At 33.8% G+C, this 19,500-nt stretch carries 20 protein-coding genes; 10 read left to right on the top strand and 10 right to left on the bottom strand.

Features of this window, described 5'->3' with window-relative positions:
* Window positions 1-115 precede the first annotated feature (115 nt).
* Both LUA86_RS08150 and murA read left to right on the top strand, forming a co-directional pair.
* A complete protein-coding gene (locus LUA86_RS08150) occupies window positions 116-808 on the top strand; it encodes a DUF4290 domain-containing protein (protein WP_231460111.1) in 693 nt (230 codons plus the stop codon).
* A gap of 87 nt (window positions 809-895) precedes the next feature.
* Window positions 896-2,221, top strand: a complete 1,326-nt coding sequence (murA, locus tag LUA86_RS08145) for a UDP-N-acetylglucosamine 1-carboxyvinyltransferase (protein ID WP_231460110.1) — start codon at window positions 896-898, stop codon at window positions 2,219-2,221.
* Window positions 2,222-2,449: 228 nt separating this feature from the next.
* Here the strand turns inward: murA and LUA86_RS08140 are convergent, their stop codons facing one another.
* The 7 genes from LUA86_RS08140 to LUA86_RS08110 all read right to left on the bottom strand — a co-directional run bounded on the left by LUA86_RS08140 (window position 2,450) and on the right by LUA86_RS08110 (window position 9,081).
* Window positions 2,450-3,811, bottom strand: coding sequence for a pyridoxal-phosphate dependent enzyme (locus LUA86_RS08140; protein WP_231460109.1), 1,362 nt, complete (start codon window positions 3,809-3,811; stop codon window positions 2,450-2,452).
* A 388-nt stretch (window positions 3,812-4,199) separates the two neighbouring features.
* Window positions 4,200-5,294 carry a DNA-processing protein DprA gene (gene dprA, locus LUA86_RS08135; protein ID WP_231460108.1) on the bottom strand — a complete coding sequence of 365 codons (1,095 nt, stop codon included), beginning with the start codon at window positions 5,292-5,294 and terminating at the stop codon, window positions 4,200-4,202.
* Window positions 5,295-5,349: 55 nt separating this feature from the next.
* Complete coding sequence (locus LUA86_RS08130) at window positions 5,350-5,616, bottom strand: hypothetical protein (protein ID WP_231460107.1); 267 nt, start codon at window positions 5,614-5,616, stop codon at window positions 5,350-5,352.
* Between the two features lie 135 nt (window positions 5,617-5,751).
* Window positions 5,752-7,266: a S41 family peptidase gene (locus LUA86_RS08125; RefSeq protein ID WP_231460106.1), complete on the bottom strand. Its 1,515-nt coding sequence runs from the start codon at window positions 7,264-7,266 to the stop codon at window positions 5,752-5,754.
* 3 nt (window positions 7,267-7,269) lie between these two features.
* Window positions 7,270-7,878 carry an HAD hydrolase-like protein gene (locus LUA86_RS08120; RefSeq protein ID WP_231460105.1) on the bottom strand — a complete coding sequence of 203 codons (609 nt, stop codon included), beginning with the start codon at window positions 7,876-7,878 and terminating at the stop codon, window positions 7,270-7,272.
* 2 nt (window positions 7,879-7,880) lie between these two features.
* A complete protein-coding gene (locus tag LUA86_RS08115; RefSeq protein WP_231460104.1) occupies window positions 7,881-8,360 on the bottom strand; it encodes a hypothetical protein in 480 nt (159 codons plus the stop codon).
* A gap of 70 nt (window positions 8,361-8,430) precedes the next feature.
* Window positions 8,431-9,081, bottom strand: a complete 651-nt coding sequence (locus tag LUA86_RS08110; RefSeq protein WP_231460103.1) for an ABC transporter ATP-binding protein — start codon at window positions 9,079-9,081, stop codon at window positions 8,431-8,433.
* Between the two features lie 212 nt (window positions 9,082-9,293).
* Between LUA86_RS08110 and LUA86_RS08105 the strand changes: the two genes are divergently transcribed.
* From LUA86_RS08105 to sucC, 6 genes are all read left to right on the top strand, one after another.
* On the top strand, window positions 9,294-9,929 hold the full coding sequence (locus tag LUA86_RS08105) for a hypothetical protein (RefSeq protein WP_231460102.1): 636 nt from the start codon (window positions 9,294-9,296) through the stop codon (window positions 9,927-9,929).
* Window position 9,930: 1 nt separating this feature from the next.
* Window positions 9,931-10,227: a transcriptional regulator gene (locus LUA86_RS08100; protein ID WP_231460101.1), complete on the top strand. Its 297-nt coding sequence runs from the start codon at window positions 9,931-9,933 to the stop codon at window positions 10,225-10,227.
* Between the two features lie 54 nt (window positions 10,228-10,281).
* Entirely contained in the window at window positions 10,282-11,850 is a 1,569-nt protein-coding gene (locus LUA86_RS08095) for a DUF4173 domain-containing protein (RefSeq protein ID WP_231460100.1), read from the top strand.
* A 137-nt stretch (window positions 11,851-11,987) separates the two neighbouring features.
* Entirely contained in the window at window positions 11,988-12,296 is a 309-nt protein-coding gene (locus LUA86_RS08090; protein WP_231460099.1) for a hypothetical protein, read from the top strand.
* Window positions 12,297-12,342: 46 nt separating this feature from the next.
* A complete protein-coding gene (locus LUA86_RS08085; protein WP_231460098.1) occupies window positions 12,343-13,041 on the top strand; it encodes a hypothetical protein in 699 nt (232 codons plus the stop codon).
* A gap of 317 nt (window positions 13,042-13,358) precedes the next feature.
* Window positions 13,359-14,558, top strand: coding sequence for an ADP-forming succinate--CoA ligase subunit beta (sucC, locus tag LUA86_RS08080; RefSeq protein ID WP_231460097.1), 1,200 nt, complete (start codon window positions 13,359-13,361; stop codon window positions 14,556-14,558).
* A 385-nt stretch (window positions 14,559-14,943) separates the two neighbouring features.
* On the opposite strand, the gene LUA86_RS08075 is transcribed toward sucC, so the two are convergent.
* Complete coding sequence (locus tag LUA86_RS08075; RefSeq protein ID WP_231460096.1) at window positions 14,944-15,153, bottom strand: helix-turn-helix transcriptional regulator; 210 nt, start codon at window positions 15,151-15,153, stop codon at window positions 14,944-14,946.
* 20 nt (window positions 15,154-15,173) lie between these two features.
* Complete coding sequence (locus LUA86_RS08070; RefSeq protein WP_231460095.1) at window positions 15,174-15,806, bottom strand: DUF2975 domain-containing protein; 633 nt, start codon at window positions 15,804-15,806, stop codon at window positions 15,174-15,176.
* Between the two features lie 795 nt (window positions 15,807-16,601).
* Here LUA86_RS08070 and LUA86_RS08065 point away from each other — a divergent pair.
* Together LUA86_RS08065 and LUA86_RS08060 are read left to right on the top strand one after the other, a co-directional pair.
* Complete coding sequence (locus tag LUA86_RS08065; RefSeq protein ID WP_010601359.1) at window positions 16,602-17,462, top strand: RNA polymerase sigma factor RpoD/SigA; 861 nt, start codon at window positions 16,602-16,604, stop codon at window positions 17,460-17,462.
* 402 nt (window positions 17,463-17,864) lie between these two features.
* Window positions 17,865-18,524 carry an ATP-binding cassette domain-containing protein gene (locus LUA86_RS08060; protein ID WP_231460094.1) on the top strand — a complete coding sequence of 220 codons (660 nt, stop codon included), beginning with the start codon at window positions 17,865-17,867 and terminating at the stop codon, window positions 18,522-18,524.
* Between the two features lie 77 nt (window positions 18,525-18,601).
* Here the strand turns inward: LUA86_RS08060 and LUA86_RS08055 are convergent, their stop codons facing one another.
* Window positions 18,602-19,465, bottom strand: coding sequence for an AMP nucleosidase (locus LUA86_RS08055; RefSeq protein ID WP_231460093.1), 864 nt, complete (start codon window positions 19,463-19,465; stop codon window positions 18,602-18,604).
* Window positions 19,466-19,500 lie beyond the last annotated feature (35 nt).

Raw genomic sequence — 19,500 nt, 5'->3', positions numbered from 1 at the left:
GAAAATAAATAACGAAAGTCCGGCAATAGACATTTCGGTGAATTCTTAACCTAATCTCTCCTGGTTATTTCATAATTCGTATCGCCGGAAAATTTATCCATTAAATTATCTGTACATGAATTTTGATTATAATACTACACGTAGCCATTTGATTTTATCGGAATATGGCCGCAATGTTCAGAATATGGTGAAGTATATTTGCGAATTGCCAACCATTGAAGAACGTAATAAATATGCCCAGGCAGTAATTGACCTGATGGGATTTTTGCAACCGCATTTACGCGATGTTGCCGATTTTAAGCACAAACTTTGGGACCATTTACACATTATTTCTGGCTACCAGATTGATGTAGAAAGTCCTTATCCAAAGCCTTTGCCCGAAAATGCTTTTAAAAAACCAGAGCCTCTGCCTTATCCTCAACAAAGAATTACCTATAAACACTATGGTAAAACGGTTGAGAATTTGATTGAAAAAGCGATGGGTGAGCAAAATCCGGAGCACAAAAAAGCAATGGTACAAGGTATTGCAAACTTTATGAAAATGGCTTATGTTACCTGGAATAAGGATAATGTGAGCGACGATACGATTATTAAAGATTTGAAATATCTATCTGGCGGATTGCTTTCTTTAGATGAGGGTGTTAATTTGGCGAAAGTTGAGTTTAGAGCTCAAAATCCTCGTCAAAATAATAATAACAATAACCGAGGCCGCAGCAATAACAATAATAATAACAACGGCAAAAACCGTCAGAATAATAATAATAACAATAATCGCGGACGCAATAATAACAACAAACCTAAATATTAAAGGAAAGGTAAATGGCAGAAGGTGAAAGGCGGAAGTTTAATCTGCCCAATCTAGATACCTGATACTTTACTAAATACTAAAAGATATATGAACGCATTTGAAATAACAGGCGGAATTAAATTAAAAGGCGAAATTACTCCACAAGGCGCCAAGAACGAGGCATTACAGATTTTATCGGCTGTATTGCTTACACAAGAAAAAGTAACCATCAGCAATATTCCGGATATTAAAGATGTAAATAAACTGATTGAATTATTAGGCGATTTAGGCGTTAGCGTAGAGCGCATTAATAAAGACACTTACACTTTCGAGGCGAAAAATATCAATTTAAATTTCTTTGAATCGGAAACTTTTAAGGCTAAAGGCGGTGGTTTACGTGGCTCGATTATGATTGTTGGTCCGTTATTGGCTCGTTTTGGTAAAGCTGCAATCCCTAAGCCAGGTGGCGATAAAATTGGCAGAAGAAGGTTGGATACGCACTTTATAGGTTTCGAAAAGTTAGGTGCAAAGTTTGTTTATGATAGTAAAAAAGCCTTTTTTAATGTTGATGCCACAAATTTACAAGGTGCTTATATTTTGTTAGATGAGGCATCGGTAACCGGAACGGCAAACATTGTAATGGCCGCAGTTTTAGCTAAAGGAACAACTACTATTTATAACGCCGCTTGCGAGCCATATTTACAACAACTTTGTAAAATGCTTAACCGCATGGGTGCAAAAATTTCGGGTATTGGCTCTAACTTATTAACCATTGAAGGTGTTAAAGTTTTGGGCGGTACTGAACACAGAATGTTGCCAGATATGATTGAGATTGGCTCTTTTATTGGTATGGCTGCAATGACGGAATCGGAAATTACCATCAAAAACGTTTGTTATGATGAACTCGGTGTGATTCCTGAAGTTTTTAAAAAATTAGGTATTAAACTAGAACGCAGAGGTGATGATATATACGTACCATCGCAAAAGCATTACGAAATTGATACTTTTATTGATGGCTCAATTTTAACCATTGCAGATTCTCCATGGCCGGGCTTTACGCCAGATTTATTGAGCATTGTTTTGGTTGTAGCTACACAAGCGAAAGGAAACGTTTTAATCCATCAGAAAATGTTCGAAAGCCGTTTATTCTTTGTGGATAAATTGATTGATATGGGTGCTCAAATTATTCTTTGCGACCCACACCGTGCTACAGTTAACGGAATAGATAAGAAATATAAACTTCGTGGCATCAGCATGACTTCTCCTGATATTAGAGCCGGAGTTTCATTGCTAATTGCTGCTTTATCTGCCGAAGGTAAATCGACAATTTATAACATTGAGCAGATTGAGCGTGGCTACCAAGACATTGATACACGTTTACGTGCTTTAGGTGCGCAAATTAAGCGTGTAAATGCTGATGCGCCAAGCCATTAAAGTTTAAAGTGGAAAGTTTAGAGTTTAGAGTGGAAAGTTTAAAGTGGAAAGTTTAGAGTGGAAATAGCCTAACGCAAAAACGCCCGAATAAGAATTTATCCGGGCGTTTTTTTATGGCTTCTCGTCATTGCGAGGCACGAAGCAATCTTCTATTTAACAGTCGCTACTTGAAAACCCAAAGCATTTGGATTGCTTCGTGCCTCGCAATGACGACCGTATTAGAAATCCCTACCCCGAAATCGCATTTATAATATCATACTGCGTTATAATTTCAATCTTACCCGATTCATCTTCTACTAAAACCGCAGAATTTTCTTTATTAATTAAAGATGAAATTTTATCAATTGATGTGTTTAAATCAACGAATGGGAAAGTTGATGTCATGATTTCTGAAATTGGAGCAGACTTTAATCCAGGGTTTTCAAGCAAAGCTGATAAAATATCGCTTTCAGCAATTTTACCTACAATCATGCCTTGCTGCGTAACCGGAATCTGAGAAATGTTCATCGATTTAATGGTGTTTATAGCTTCAAGAACAGATTTTGTTGCATCAAGTGTTACAATTTCGGTAGCCTCTTTTTTAGCTAAAATCGATTTTGCAGTCAACTTTTCATCTTGTAAAAAACCTCGTTCGCGTAACCAATCTTCATTATACATTTTGCCCATGTAACGGCTTCCATGGTCGTGGAAAATAACCACAACAACATCTTCAGGTTTTAATTTATCTTTTAACTGAATTAAACCACCAATTGCTGCACCAGCCGAATTACCAACAAAAATTCCTTCTTTACGGGCAATATCACGCGTCATTAAAGCCGCATCTTTATCGGTTACTTTTTCAAATAAATCAATTACATCAAAGTTTACGTTGGCAGGTAAAAAATCTTCACCAATACCTTCGGTGATGTAAGGATAAATTTCATCCTTGTCAAATATGCCGGTTTCCTTATATTTTTTAAAAACCGAACCATAAGTATCAATCCCCCAAATCTGAATATTTGGATTTTTTTCTTTTAAATATTTTCCAGTTCCAGAAATCGTACCACCGGTACCAACACCTACCACCAAGTGCGTAATTTTTCCTTCAGTTTGTTCCCAAATCTCCGGACCAGTTTGCTCGTAATGCGCTGCAGAATTTGCTAAATTATCATACTGATTTGGTTTCCAGGAGTTTGGCACTTCACGCTCTAAGCGTGATGAAACCGAATAATATGAGCGAGGGTCTTCTGGTTCAACATTTGTTGGGCAAACAATTACCTCAGCACCAAAAGCACGTAAAGCATCTACTTTCTCTTTCGATTGTTTATCAGTTGTTGTAAAAATGCATTTGTAACCTTTAATAATGGCAGCCATAGCCAAACCCATTCCGGTATTACCAGAAGTTCCTTCTATAATTGTTCCACCAGGCTTCAATTTACCGCTTCTTTCGGCATCTTCAATCATTTTAACCGCCATACGGTCTTTAATTGAGTTACCCGGATTTGTAGTTTCTATTTTAGCCAGAATTGTACCAGGTACGTTTTTAGTAATTGTATTTAATTTTACTAAAGGCGTGTTGCCAATAGTTTCGAGAATATTATTATACCACATGATACAAAATTAAGCAAAGGCATTAAGTATTTTACAAACTATATTTTATTTGAAACAAAATTTTAAAATTTAAGATTTAATAGAATTAAATTTCTTAATCTATAAATATCATAGGCATTATAGATTGATTATTGGGTAAAATGCGATATTGGTTTTTCTGGCAGCTATAGTTTTTAAAATTATTAGCTGTTGTTATTTTTTTTTGAAAATCAACACTTCGGTTTTCATAGATGCTTTAGTCCCGTCATCGCCTATAGTCCTCATTTCGCTACGCTTCATTCTGGGCTATCTGGCTCTACCGGGTTTAATACGAAAAGTCAAATTTTCAAAGGAAAACAACTTCCTACAAAAAATCTTCCATAAAAATTAAATGCGTTACAAAAAGCCTCTAAGCAAGCTTATAAACTTTGCCCGGCAAGGATATAATGATGCCTTGCATTTCTAAAGTTAAAAGAATAATGGCCAGTTTGCTTTGCTGGATGTCGGCCTCGATTGATAACTCATCGATAGCAAGTGGGCTGTTTTGCAAAGCATCAACAACTTTTTGCTCATGAGCTGTTAAGTTAATATGTAAAGATGTTTGGGTTTCGGCCTTCTTTTTCTTTGTGTTATCATCCCAGCCTAAATAATAAATTAAATCGTTTGCGTTATTTATAAGCCCTGCTCTATTGGTTTTAATCAAAAAATTGCAGCCTTCAGAATATAAATCATTTGTTCTACCCGGAAAAGCATACACATCCTTATTATAAGAGTTTGCTATTTCTGCAGTAATTAATGCGCCACCTTTAATTGAGGCTTCAATCACGATGGTTGCATCAGCAATGCCTGCAATGATTCTGTTTCTTTGAGGGAAGTTTTGTCTATCTGGATTTGTTCTGACCGGATATTCGGTAAGCAAACCCCCATTAAGAACCATTTTCTGTGTTACAGGCTTATGTATCTGCGGATATAAGCGATCTAATCCATGGCCAAGAACGCCAACCGTAGGAATGTTATTTACTATACATTCTTTATGTGCTGCTACATCAATACCATAAGCCAATCCACAAACAACTAATACATCATAAGCAGAAAGAACTTCGCACAACTGCTTACAAAGATTTTTCCCGTAATCGGTAGCATTTCGTGTGCCTACAATACTAATTATTCGTGGATGGTTTAAATCTGCATCACCCTTAAAATAAAGTAAAATTGGTGCATCGATACAGTTTTTTAAACGTTTTGGATAATTCTCATCAGAAAAAAACATAAGCTCAATACCATGTTTTTCTATGAAAATAAGCTCTTCAGCTGCCCTATCTAATGCATCAGTATTCAAAATTGCCTCAACGGTTTTTTCACCAATACCCGGAATTTGCATCAATTGCTTTTTACCAGCAGCAAAAACAGCTTCGGCACTTCCACAGTAAGCCAGCAAATTTTTGGCATTTACCGGACCTATAGATTTAATAAAAGTTAAGGCAATTTTATGAAGCGTACTCATCAATTAAGGTTAAGGTTATAAATGCGGGATGATTTATTTCCTCAATCCTTAAAGATTAAAAATCGATATCGATAAGGCTTTTAAGCGGAATGTGTATGTTATTTTTTAATTGAATATATTTTTCTGTTACAGACCAAACAGTGGTATCAACACGTTTCGGGCCAATGGTTGTATTAAAGGTAATTACGGCTTTGGATTTAAATTCATTTCCCAGGCGCTGGGCTTCATCCAGTTTCTTTTTCAAGCTTCCGGAATTATCTTCTTTGGCATTTATTATATTCAGGTATCCTATTTGTTCTTTCTCGACAGTCTCTATTGGCATAATATCTCTTTAACGATTAATCTTAAGCAAGCATATTAAAATTTTAGAATAAAAACAAGGCTAAACAAGCTTTTAATGTAATTATGAATATAAAAAAAGCCGATATTTAAAAAATACCGGCTTTAAAATAGTTGTTTATTTAAGCTTTAGCTTTCGGGTTTCAACCATGCCTTTAAATTCATGATCGAGCTTCTCGTTATTGCTATCAATTACTGCTCTTGATACTCCCGAAGTGCTACTTAATGTATTATCTTTCAAATAAGAAGTGAATGCACCTGTTGCTGAATAATTTAAAGCTTGCGCAAGCAACTTTTCAGATGTATCTCCAAAATCTTTTGTTATATCATCAACAATATCTTTATCTACTGCCATACCATCAAAATAATCGCCAAAATTTGCCTGGTTTTTGGTTTGAAATTGCGGAATGTACAAGTCTTTTTTATCAATACGAAGCGAGAAAAATCCAACCGGTTTACCGTAAGTTTTTCTACCAATTAACTTCACATCCATCACTGGTTTCAAGTTGTTAATTAATAATTCACTAGCTGATGCTGTACCGCTGGCAACCAAAAAGTAAACTCTGGTTAAACCATTCAAACTTCCACGTTTGGCAAAAACTTCCTGGTTTCCTGCTGCAACTGTTGGTTTGTATGAATAATCGAAGAAGGAATATAAACGCGTTACGCCATCGTTACCCTTTGCATAAAACTTTTGATTCTGCAAAATCGTGGCGTTACCATCCTGCATGGTTTGCGTCCAAAAGGTGGTATACATAACCTTACCATTTTGAGAAGATGGAGCAATTAAATTTGTAAACGCTTCTGATGTAGCAACAGAACCACCTCCGTTGTAGCGTAAATCGACAATTAATTCTGTTATCCCATCAGATGTAAATTTGGCAAATGCGGCATCCAACAATGGAACTGAATTAGTTGTGAAACTATTAAAAACGATGTAACCAACTTTCTTTGAACCAACTGTATAGGTGTTAGAATATAAAATTGGATTAATATTATAACTTGCTCTGTTTATTACTAAATCTTGAGAGGTTCCATCTGGCTTTACAACCGTCATAGAAATACTTGGGTTACTGCCAAAAATACCATCATTTAAATTATCAATATCGCTTTGACTAGATCTTAATGTTGTTCTTCCGTTTACCTTTGTAATTTGATAACCTCTTTTTAAACCTGCAATTGCAGCTGGCGATGTAGGATAAACAGATTTAACCCGCAACAAATTGGTTGCATCATAATTTGCAGAGAAACCATAATCTCCGCTAACACCACTTAGTTGTGTAGCTACAGTTCCATCATCAATAAAAGAATATTTATCTTTACCACCAGTGCTTGGCAATGCAGCTAATGCAGCTAAAACCTGATTATCACTAGCATATCTCCTTGGATTAAAAGTGTCATAATCTGGCATCCCTACGTTCCAAAAATAGGTTTGTTTTGCATACAGGAAAATAGAATCGCGGGTTAAAAAATCACGATTGTTAGTTGGTGTTTGCAATGTATTTTTTTCAGCAACAGGCGTAGATGGTGTAGCATCTGGTGTGGCTGTGTTTTTTTTACAGGAAGTTAAAAAACCTGCTGTTCCAATCATAAAGAATAGAACACTCTTTTTCACATAAACTTTTCTAAACATATTCTATTTGTAAATTTCTAGTGACACAATATACGGCAAATTACTTAAATTAGATTGCGTCTCATCAAAATTATTTGCACCAACAACTAAAGCATCTTTTGGCGATAAATTATTGCCTGTAAGTATGTTATTAAATATTTCAGATTTATCTTGATTAAGTTCTTCTGCAAAATAAACAGTCAGGTATTTCTCCAAACCATTCCATTCGGTTTGTTTGATTTTGTTAAGTTGCTGCAGAGGATTTCCAGAAGTAACTATGAAAATTTTCTTCCTATCAACAACAAGTTCCTGAAGAAAATTAAGCATGTTTTTGTAAAGTAAAAGCTTTAAGGGTAACCTTGCATTTTCATGCAGCAAATCAAAGTTATGTTTGTATGTTTCTGCCAGCTCAAACTTTATCGCCGTTTTCTGGAAGATATTTTCAGCGCCTGCAGTTTCATATTCCTTACGCATAAAATCCAGAATATTCTGGGCACTTTTTTGTTCAGAATATTCTATAAACTGCGCAAATAAATAATAAACCTGCAACAAATAATCCTTTGCCGGAAAAAGCACATCATCAAGCTCAAAAATTACAAGTTTCTTATCTTTAACGATTTGATTGATATCCATATCTATATCGTAAAAAGTTTTAAATCATTATCTGGAGCATCATAACCAAAAACCCCACTAAAATTATCCTCCTTTTTGATAAAGATTTCTTGTCCGCTGGCAAAAATGCATTCTCCCTTTACAAAAACCGCAAAGTTTTTGAATGGCTTAGCATCAGCATCTAAATAATCTTTTAAATCTTCAACATCAGGCACCAAAACTTCAATTCCATATTCATTAAACAATACAGCAGATTTAGCCAAGGGTTCTATTTCGTAGCCGTGTAATGGAATAATCGTATCAATCGATTCTGTAATGCAAAAGTTTAACAAAATATGCGCAATACTATCTTTATTGAGCTGGCCGAGCGATTTAAATGCATAATGTGCTGTGCTTAAGCCTGGCACATCACCATAATCTGCCATTAAAGCAAAATGTTGAGGAAATGCTTTTAAAAGTTTTAATGCTTTGGCGTGATTAGCGCCGGTAATTAATATTTTCAAATTAGATTTTTTGTTTAAATGGCTAAAACCAATGAATAATGAGATTTATATAACCTGCAAGCTTTATCTTTTATACGATTAAACCATCTTTCATAGTTACTACCCTATCACTGGTTTTGGCTAAATCTTCATTGTGGGTTACAATTACAAAAGTTTGCTGAAAGTTATCTCTCAAATTAACAAAAAGCTGGTGTAAGGCTTTAGCGTTTTCTGAATCTAAATTTCCTGAAGGTTCATCGGCAAGAATAATTGAAGGCTCATTTATTAAAGCCCTGGCAATTGCAACCCGCTGCTGCTCTCCGCCCGAAAGCTGATTCGGTTTATGATTCGCTCTATCCTTTAAACCAAACATACCCAATAATTCGAGCGCTCTTGCCTCAGCTTGCTTCTTATTTTTTTTAGCGATAAACGCAGGAATACATACATTTTCAATTGCACTAAATTCTGGCAGCAAATGATGAAACTGAAAAACAAAGCCGATATTCTGGTTTCTGAAAGCACTGAGTAATTCGCCGCTAAGTTTATTGATAACAGTGTCCTTCAGCTCAACTATGCCATCATCAGGTTTATCTAGCGTACCTAATATGTGTAATAGAGTACTTTTACCAGCACCCGAAGGACCAACAATACTTACAATTTCTCCCTTTTCGACTTCAAAATTTACACCCTTTAATATTTGTAAATTTCCGTACGATTTTCTAATCCCAGTGGCTTTTAGCATGCTGTAAAAATAGTTAAAAGTTCTAATTTTTAAGTTATAAGTCTTAACGTTATAAGTTGTAGGTTATACGTTATAAGTCATCGTGTAAAAAATATGTGCAATCTTTTTATCTGCACAATCAATACGAAAGAAGAATCAATAAAATAATTTATGAAATAAAATTTGCAAATATCATTTTCTTCTTTAACTTTGAAAAACAAAGCACTTTCAAAATGAACACTCAGGAAGAACAATTAAATGCACTAAAAGATATCAGGCAAATGATGGATAGATCATCTAGATTTATATCCTTAAGCGGATTATCTGGTGTGTTTGCAGGAATAATTGCACTAATCGGGTCGTATTTTGCATATAATGAAATTGATAAGTTTTTTAATTACCGAGGTTATGCTCCAGGTTTTCAAGGCGAAATAGATTTAAAATACAATTTAATAAAGCTTGCAATAATTATTTTGGTTGTATCATTGGCAGGGGGAGTTTTGTTTACCTACAGAAAGAGTCAGAGAAGTAATTTGCCAATTTGGGATAAAACCTCAAAATCATTGCTTATAAATCTATTTGTGCCTTTGGCAGCAGGCGGTTTATTTATCATCGCTTTATTGTTAAACCATCCAAACAGCTATATAATTATTGCCCCAACCTGCCTTATATTTTATGGTTTAGCTTTGGTTAACGCCAGTAAGTTTACTTACAGCGATATTCGGTATTTAGGCTTTTGCGAAATTATTTTGGGTGTAATTTGCATGTTTTATGTTGGTTATGGTTTAATATTTTGGGCATTTGGCTTCGGTGTGCTGCACATTATTTATGGGCTTTTAATGTATTTTAAATACGAGAAAGGCAAATAAAATGAAGAACCCTATAGCAGATTTAAACAAGATTTTTGATAGCCGGATTAGGCTTGGCGTAATGTCTGTTCTGGTTGTTAACAATGAAATTGGTTTTAACGATTTAAAGCAAATGTTAGAACTAACTGATGGAAATTTAGCATCGCATTTAAACACATTAGAGCAAGCAGAATTTATTCAAGTACACAAGGGTTTTATTGGGCGTAAAACCAGTACCACCTACTCTATTACCGAATTAGGAAAACAATCTTTTAAAGCACATTTAGATGCGCTTGAAAAAATGATACGCAAACTGTAAACAATTTTTTTTATTCATATACTTTGAATTTCAAAGCACTTTTAAAAAATCACTATGGAAAATAAATCCAACCTTTTATTATTATCTGCTCTGCTTGGCGGTCTGCTTTTTAGCTTCCTGTTTTGGCAAGAAAGATTAGCATTAAATCTACTCATTTACAGCACATACCTTTTAGCAATCACTTATTTAAATCCAGAAGTAATTAAAAGTAAAAAACTTAGTGTTTATGCCGCTGCACACATTTTAGCTGCTATTCTGGTTGTAGTGAACAACTCCACTTTATCTTTAGCCAGTTATTACATTAGCCTGTTGGTTTTTATTGGTTTTGGCCATAGCCAGCAACTTAGAACAGTTTTTATGGCAATGCTCTCAACAATTTTGCAAATGCTAACTGTACCATTTAATGCGCTTAAAAACTTAAGTCAGGTATCTATTGGAAACTTCAATCTCAAGCCTCTTTTTAAAGTCGTAAAATATGTATTTATCCCTGTAATAATCGTTGTCGCCTTCACTTGCTTATATTCAGCCGCCAACAGCGTTTTCGCCCATTATGCAGAAACGGCACTTAACAGTATTGGCAATGCATTTGAAAGTATTTTTGGCTTTATATTTAAAGATTTAAGCTTCGGCCGCTTTATGCATTTCTGCTTTGGGTTAATTTTAACCGGAGGTCTAATATTTACATTTTTTGATAAAACACTCCAAAAAATAGAACTTGAATATCAGGAGCAATTATTAAGAATTAGAAAAAGTGCCAAATATAAATCCATTTGGTTTGAATTAATTTCGACTTTTAGCGGTAACCTGCTAACAAAGAAATTAGCGCTAAAAACTGAATTTATCATTGCATTAATTTCTTTCGCTGCGCTTAATCTGTTGCTGCTTTTTTTAAATGGAATTGATATCTGGTGGTTATGGCTTGGTGGAAATCTTTTAGCCGAAACCAACTATTCAGCCGAACTTAACGATGGAACCAACACATTAATTTTCAGCATTGCACTGGCAATGGCAATTATTATTTATTTCTTCCGCGGAAACTTAAATTTTTACTCAAAAAACAAAATGCTAAAAGTATTGGCAATTGCCTGGATGATTCAAAATTTCGTTTTGATTATTTCTGTTTTTATTAGAGATGCACATTACATTGAATTTTACGGCTTAACACATAAACGCATCGGGGTTTTAGTTTTTGCAATTCTTTGCGTAATTGGTTTAACAACAGTGTATCTAAAAGTTGCAAAGCAAAAAACTTTTTTCTATTTATTGAGGATTAATGGAAACATCTGGTTTGTACTTCTTCTTGCATTTAGTGCAATAAACTGGGATATTTTTATTGCAAAATACAATTTATCGCAGAGCGATAAAATATCAGTGGATGCAGATTACTTGCTTAATTTATCAGATAAAACCTTAGTTGTTTTAGATAAGAACCGCTCAAAATTGCACTATACAGAAGCTAAAGATAATTACGGCATAACCATAGCCACGCCGAAAAGTTTGCAAGCTTACCAGAATAAATTAGATACACGGATTAACTTTTTTAGAGAACGATATGAAAAGGCAAGCTGGGTTTCCTGGAATTTGCCAGATTGGAAAACAGCTGAATATTTTGGAATAAAGTAAATCAGTAGAAAGACCTACTCTGTCGTCATTGCGAGGCACGAAGTAATCTAAATTAAATGACGATTTCAGTAAGAGATTGCTTCGTGCCTCGCAATGACGGGAGTACATTTAACAACAACACATTAATTTTAAATATCATGAAAAATCAAGAAATTTTTAAACCATCACCATCCAGAATTTACATTATTCTAATCGCTGTTGCCGTAATATTAAGTATCCCATTAATCGCCATGCAGTTTACAAGTGAAGTACAATGGGATTTAAAGGATTTTATTGCAGCAGGAGTTTTACTATTAGGTGCAGGCTTAGCGATAGAAATTGTAATTAGAAAAGTTAAAACCACAACAACGAGAACAATTTTATTCTTCATCATTCTTTTAGCTTTATTTTTAATCTGGGCAGAAATGGCTGTCGGTATTTTCGGTTCGCCTATAGCCGGAAGTTAGAAACAAAATCAAATTTCATTTCAAACATTTTAATTAATAAATAAATATGATAAAGATAATCTATGGAATTGCGTTAGCGATTACCTTGTTAACATTAGCCTGCTCAAATAAAGAAAGAAACATTTCTACTGATGAACCTTTAAAAAATGATGATACTGTTGAGATCGAAATGCCTCATAGTCCTTCGATTATTATCAGTAACACAGATATTATTATTTATCCTTTAAGGTTAAATAAAGGAAATTATACGGATTACAGTAGAAATACTGGAGCTAATTATTGGAATATTATTTTCAACAATGTTATTACTGGTAAAAGTGATTTATTAACGCATAAAAAAATATTAATAAACCATTTTAAAATCGGTAACAATGAAAATCAATCTCTTAATCGTTCCTTGCTTTCCAACCAATTTATTTATTATGAAATTACCGATTCAGATTCTGACGGCGACAAAAAACTGACTTCAAAAGATTTAAATAAGCTGTTTATTTCAAATTTAGAAGGAAAGGCATTTACCCAAATTTCTCCAAAAAACTATTCTGTTCATAGCTGGAAGATAGATAGCGATCATAATTTAATTTTATTGGATTTGATAAAAGACACAAATGGAGATAAAGAATTTAATGACAAAGATGAAATTGAATATTTCGTTTACAATTTGAAGACGGGAGTTTCAGCAAAACCAGTTTTTGAAGATGCATTTAAAACCGAAGTTAAAGCATTAGCAAAAAAGATTTTATAAGAAACGCTAAGCTCAGTTCCCAAAGAACCACAATCGTTGTTAAATAAACCCGATAAAGTGAAAATACTTTTTGGTAAGCATGTTTTCGTTAAGCTTGTACTAACATTAACAAAAAGATTGTAACGAAAGCGGGACTGAAATTCCCGATTAACACAAAACGTTCATTTTCTAGAAAAAATCGGCAAATACTATTTGTTTAAAGGCTTTAGAATTGTAGCTTTGGGCAAATTTTGTAGCAAATGAACCCGAATACTATTAAAATATTTATTTTAATGGTAAAGGCTCCATCTGACAGGTAAACACAAAAATATAAACAGATGAATATTCACGAATACCAGGGTAAACAAATATTAAAAAGTTTCGGTGTTAACGTTCAAGAAGGAATCGTTGCCGATACGCCTGAGCAAGCTGTTGAGGCTGCTAAGCAATTAAAAACCGATTATAACTCTGATTGGGTTGTAATTAAAGCGCAAATCCACGCTGGTGGTCGCGGTAAAGGTGGTGGTGTTAAATTAGCCAAAAACCTTGAAGAAGTAAAACAACGCGCTACCGATATTATTGGCATGCAGTTGGTTACGCCTCAAACCGGACCAGAAGGTAAAAAAGTGAATAAAATTTTAGTTGCTCAGGATGTTTATTATCCAGGCGCTTCTGAAACTAAAGAATATTACATCTCAGTTTTATTGGATCGTGCAAAAGGTCGCAACATTATCATGTATAGTACCGAAGGTGGTATGGATATCGAGGAAGTTGCTGAGCACACGCCACACTTAATCTTTAAAGAAGAGATTGACCCTAAAGTTGGTTTACAAGGTTTTCAGGCTCGTAAAGTTGCTTTTAACTTAGGTTTAAGCGGTGCTGCTTTTAAAGAGATGGTTAAATTTGTAACTGCACTTTACAAAGCTTATGATACTACGGATTCTTCGATGTTCGAAATTAACCCGGTATTAAAAACTTCTGATGATAAAGTTATTGCAGTTGATGCGAAGGTTGATATTGATGAAAACGCATTGTATCGCCACGCAGATTATGCAGCAATGCGTGATACTGCTGAAGAAGACCCAATGGAAGTTGAAGCAAGCGCAAGTAACTTAAACTTTGTTAACCTTGATGGTAACGTAGGTTGTATGGTTAACGGTGCTGGTTTAGCAATGGCAACTATGGATATTATTAAATTAGCTGGTGGCGAGCCTGCTAACTTCTTAGACGTAGGTGGAACTGCAAATGCTCAAACAGTAAAAGCGGCTTTCAATATTATTTTAAAAGACCCGAACGTTAAAGCTATTTTAATTAATATTTTTGGTGGTATTGTTCGTTGCGACCGTGTTGCGCAAGGTGTTATCGATGCTTACCAGGAAATTGGAAATATTCCTGTGCCAATTATCTGCCGTTTACAAGGTACAAACGCAGAAGAGGCTAAAAAATTAATTGATGAGTCTGGACTTAAAGTTTACTCAGCAATCGCTTTAAAAGAAGCTGCTGATTTAGTAACTAAAGTTTTGGCTGAGCAAGCATAATAAGCTTAAAGTAGAAAGCTTAAGGCTTAAAGCTTAGCCCTATTAAAATATAAAACCTTTCAGTGCAAACTGGAAGGTTTTTGTGTTTTCCACAATACCGTCATTGCGAGGCACGAAGCAATCTATTTAAAAATAATTTTAGTATGGAAAGATTGCTTCCAGCCTTGCAATGACGTGATGGTTAGATTAAGCCAAAACATGTCAAAATCATATAAATTAGAAAATCAGGTTCCTGCCTGCTTCGGTTCCGAAAGCCCTGCTATCACTTCAATCTTTTACTTAAACCTTATAGGTTTACTTTGCACGCTCGCTATTTAACCTATAAGGTTTGTAAAAGTATTTCCGTTTTATCAGGTTTATTTTAGTTAAGTAAATTGTTCTTAGGTTAAATTTCCGGGCGGAACTCCAGAATATCTCCAGGCTGACAATCTAAAACCTTACAAATGGATTCAAGAGTTTCTAATCGAATGGCCTTCGCTTTGCCGGTTTTTAAAATCGATAAATTAGACATGGTAATCCCTACCCGCTCGCTTAATTCGGTAAGCGACATTTTACGCCGGGCAAGCATTACATCTAAATTTATAATAATTGGCATAGGATGGTTTTGATGTAAAGTTAGATAGTTAAATCGTTTTCTTGTTTAAGTTTAAGGCCAAAAGCAAAAATTCCGGAAAAAATAAAATACTCTAAAGCACGAATAATCGGCTGAAAGCATTCAACATAATCTGGTACAAACTCATAATTTGAGTTTAGAACATGACTATCTTTTGTTGCCAAAACCATTAAAAATGAGAAAAGAAGTGATAGTGGAATAGTTACCAATTCTAGATATGCCACCTTATATAATTTATTGGTATTCTCTGTTGTAAATATTTGCCTATTTAATATTTTCTTCAAAAAATCTCTAAGAAGCTTTATCTGAAATAAGGATATAAATGATATAATTACTGAAGCTGAAATATAAAGTATTATAAATGTTTGAGTTATAAAACTAATTTTAAATCGACTTAAACGTAATTCTAAATGACTTGGCTTTGAAACCAAAAAATCAAAAAGTTCGCTAAACTTAGATAGGCTCAAATTTTTCTGTTGAACATCCAATTTTATAAAACCACTACTCCTCACAATTCCATCAAAGGCAATTGAAAAAATATTGATTAATAATAATACTCCAATTATTACAATGAAGCTATACCAAGTAAAATCCAGCAGAAACTTATAAATTCTAACTGGGTTAATGTATCTCATAATTATATTGTTAAATCGTTTTCTTGTTTTAGTTTGCTGTTATTATCCAATACAGCCGAGACAAAGAATATTAGAATGGTAATCATAATGAAGCTTATATTAGGAATAATTATTACCGGCGCTACATTTTTCCATAGAAACGCTGGTGTTGCGAAGCTGATTTTTGACAATTCGTTCTGATTTATAACAACTGAAGAATACATTAAAAACACCATCATTAAAAATGGAATCCATTTAAGCAATCTCAGAGGCTTAGCCAACTTTTCGGATAAGAGAAATGATGATGATACTTTTATCATATTATCTAAAAAGACAAAAAATGAGAGGTAGAAAATTACACTTACTGCTGTATAATAATCTTTCAATAGCTCAAAAGTTGCTGTCGCAAAAAAATTGAGCAAATACAAAAAAGTTAAGATTCCAAAAACCCTGACAAAAATTTTCAGGAATATAAGCTTCCAAAAATTTGAACTAATGTTATTCTTAGTTTTGTAGACTGGATATTTTAAAAAAGTCATAACTGTACAATAATTTCTACCACAAACATAAAAATATTATTATTATTAATCAAAATATTTTTATTGAATTACAATAAATAATTATTACAAAACAATTATCCAATATACTATCAGACAAATATTCATTAAAACTAAATTGGAATGATTTTTGTTATAAGTAAAACTAGAAAAAACATGTGCAAACACTAACATTTTCAGCATTTTATCCTTTCGGATTGGCATACAATTTCGTAACTTTGCACACTTCAATAAAATAAAGAGCACACAAAACGTATAAATGAGACAACTCAAGATAACGCAATCCATTACCAACCGTGAAAGTCAATCGTTAGATAAATACTTACACGAAATTGGTAAAGTAGATTTAATAACAGCAGAGGAAGAGGTAATTTTAGCAAGAAAGATTCGTGAAGGCGATCAAGCTGCATTAGAGCGATTAACTAAGACTAACTTACGTTTCGTGGTATCTGTTGCAAAGCAATACCAAAACCAAGGCTTAACATTAGGCGATTTAATTAACGAAGGTAACTTAGGTTTAATTAAGGCAGCAAAACGTTTTGATGAAACTAAAGGTTTTAAATTCATCTCTTATGCTGTATGGTGGATTCGTCAATCAATTTTGCAAGCAATTGCAGAACAAAGCCGTATTGTGCGTTTACCATTAAACCAGGTTGGTTCTTTAAGTAAAATCAGCAAAGCTTTCTCCAAATTAGAGCAGGAATATGAGCGTGAGCCTTCACCAGAAGAATTGGCAGATATTTTAGAAACCACCGTTGATAAAATCTCAGATACTTTAAGTAACTCTGGTCGCCATGTATCAATGGATGCACCCTTTGTTCAAGGTGAAGAAAACACATTATTAGATGTATTAGAGAACCATGAGCCAAACACTGATAGTTCTTTAATCAACGAATCACTTTCAGAAGAAATTAAACGTTCTTTATCTACCCTAACAGAGAGAGAAAGAGAAATTATCGTTTTATTCTTCGGTCTAGGTTCTAATCATCCTTTATCTTTAGAAGAAATTGGTGAGAAATTTAATTTAACTCGTGAACGTGTTCGTCAGATTAAAGATAAGGCATTACAACGCCTCCGTCATACTTCAAGAAGTAAGATTTTAAAATCTTATTTAGGATAAGCTACTCCATTTGGATATTAGAATATTTAAGAGACCGACAAATTTGTCGGTCTTTTTTTGTTTAAATGCTTTTGAGTTTTTTCTATATATTTAAAATATGTCTCTAACGCTATTCAAAAAATCTATGCTGGTTTATAAACCTATAATGCATTGGAATATTTTGATAAGCTTACTTATAGGTCTATTTTTCGTTATAGATGGTTATAAAAATCCTGGACCTTATGTTATGGCATTAATTATGAAACCCATCGGATGGATGTTCTCAATAATAATAGAACGCTATTTTTTAACCAAACATTCATATTTTTATAAAAATCAAGGATTGAGCTTCCGCAGGATTTTAAGTAACATTGTAATCTATGATATTTTACTATTATTTTCTCTAGTAATAATAATTCTTCTATGCAGGAACTTTTTATTGACAGTGTTACCCACCAGTTTAACGGAAAAGCGATATTAAATGGTGTATTTATTAATTGCAAAATTGGGGAAACTATTGGACTATTAGGGAGAAATGGTAGTGGTAAATCCACATTATTGAAAATAATATTTGGCAGTTTAAAGGCTGATTTTAAATATCTAAAAATAGACAACCAGATAGCGCCTAAAGGTTATTTATCAGGGAAATTATCTTATTTACCACAAGATAATTTTATACCGCTTAAAATTACATTACGCAAAGCCATAGAAGTATTTTGCTCTTTACATAAAGCTGAAATTTTAGCTATAGATTTTATTGCTGAAAATTTAACCAAAGAATTCAGAGAATTTTCGGGTGGTGAATACCGATTTGCAGAAGCATTGATAATTATTTACAGCGATTGTAAGTTTATTCTTTTAGATGAACCATTTTCGCAACTCGCACCATTATTAGTTGATGAATTGAAGCGCCATATCAACTTTATGAAAAAAAGTAAGGGGTTCATTATAACGGACCATTATTACAAATCAATAATCGATACTGCTGATAGAATTATATTGCTTTATAATGGATGTAATTACCAGATTAATACTATAGATGAATTAACCCTTTATGGCTATTTACCAGACAATAATGCATAAAAAAAGACCGGTAAACCGATCTTGAATCACAAATAATACTTGACTATATTGCTTCGTTTCTCGCAATCAATAGAAAATTAAAACAACAAATGCTTTACTGTCAAGCCATTATTAATCAATTGTTTAAGCGAATCGATACCTATTCTTAAATGCGTTTCTACATATTTTTCTGTAACGCTGCTATCGCTTTCTGCAGTTTTAACACCTTCTGGTATCATTGGCTGATCTGAAACTAACAAAATTGCACCTGTTGGAATTTTGTTTGCAAAACCAGTTGTAAAAATGGTTGCAGTTTCCATATCAACAGCCATTGCTCTTAAGGTCTTTAAATATCTTTTAAAATCCTTATCATGTTCCCAAACACGTCTGTTAGTGGTGTAACAAGTTCCGGTCCAGTAATCTCTGCCATGGTCGCGTATTGTTGTTGAAATTGCCTTTTGCAATGCAAACGCCGGCAAAGCCGGAACTTCTGCTGGTAAATAATCATTCGAGGTACCTTCTCCCCTAATTGCAGCAATAGGCAAAATTAAATCACCTAATTGATTTTTCTTTTTTAAGCCACCACACTTACCTAAAAACAAAACTGCTTTCGGTTTTATAGCGGTTAACAAGTCCATCATTGTTGCAGCCAGTGGACTACCCATACCAAAGTTAATAATGGTGATGCCATTTGCGGTTACACTTTGCATTGGCTTATCCAAACCCATAATCGGTGCATTATCATGCCATTCAGAAAACATGGTTACATATTTACTAAAATTGGTAAGCAAAATATAATCACCAAATTGATCCAATGGTCTGCCGGTATATCTTGGCAACCAATTCTTCACAATTTCATCTTTTGATTTTAAACCTGCTTTTACAGGAGATTCTACTTCTTTAATCTTTTTAGATTTCTCTACAATCTTTTCATCTTTTTTTACGTCTTTTTCTTCGTTCATATTTTACTGGTTTTAAGCAAAGCGCATGGCGCAAT

The sequence above is a fragment of the Pedobacter sp. Leaf132 genome (assembly GCF_920984695.1).
In the GTDB taxonomy this organism is placed as follows: Bacteria; Bacteroidota; Bacteroidia; order Sphingobacteriales; family Sphingobacteriaceae; genus Pedobacter.
Note: the sequence above shows the minus strand (reverse complement) of the source record. Positions and strands in the feature narration are given on the sequence as shown.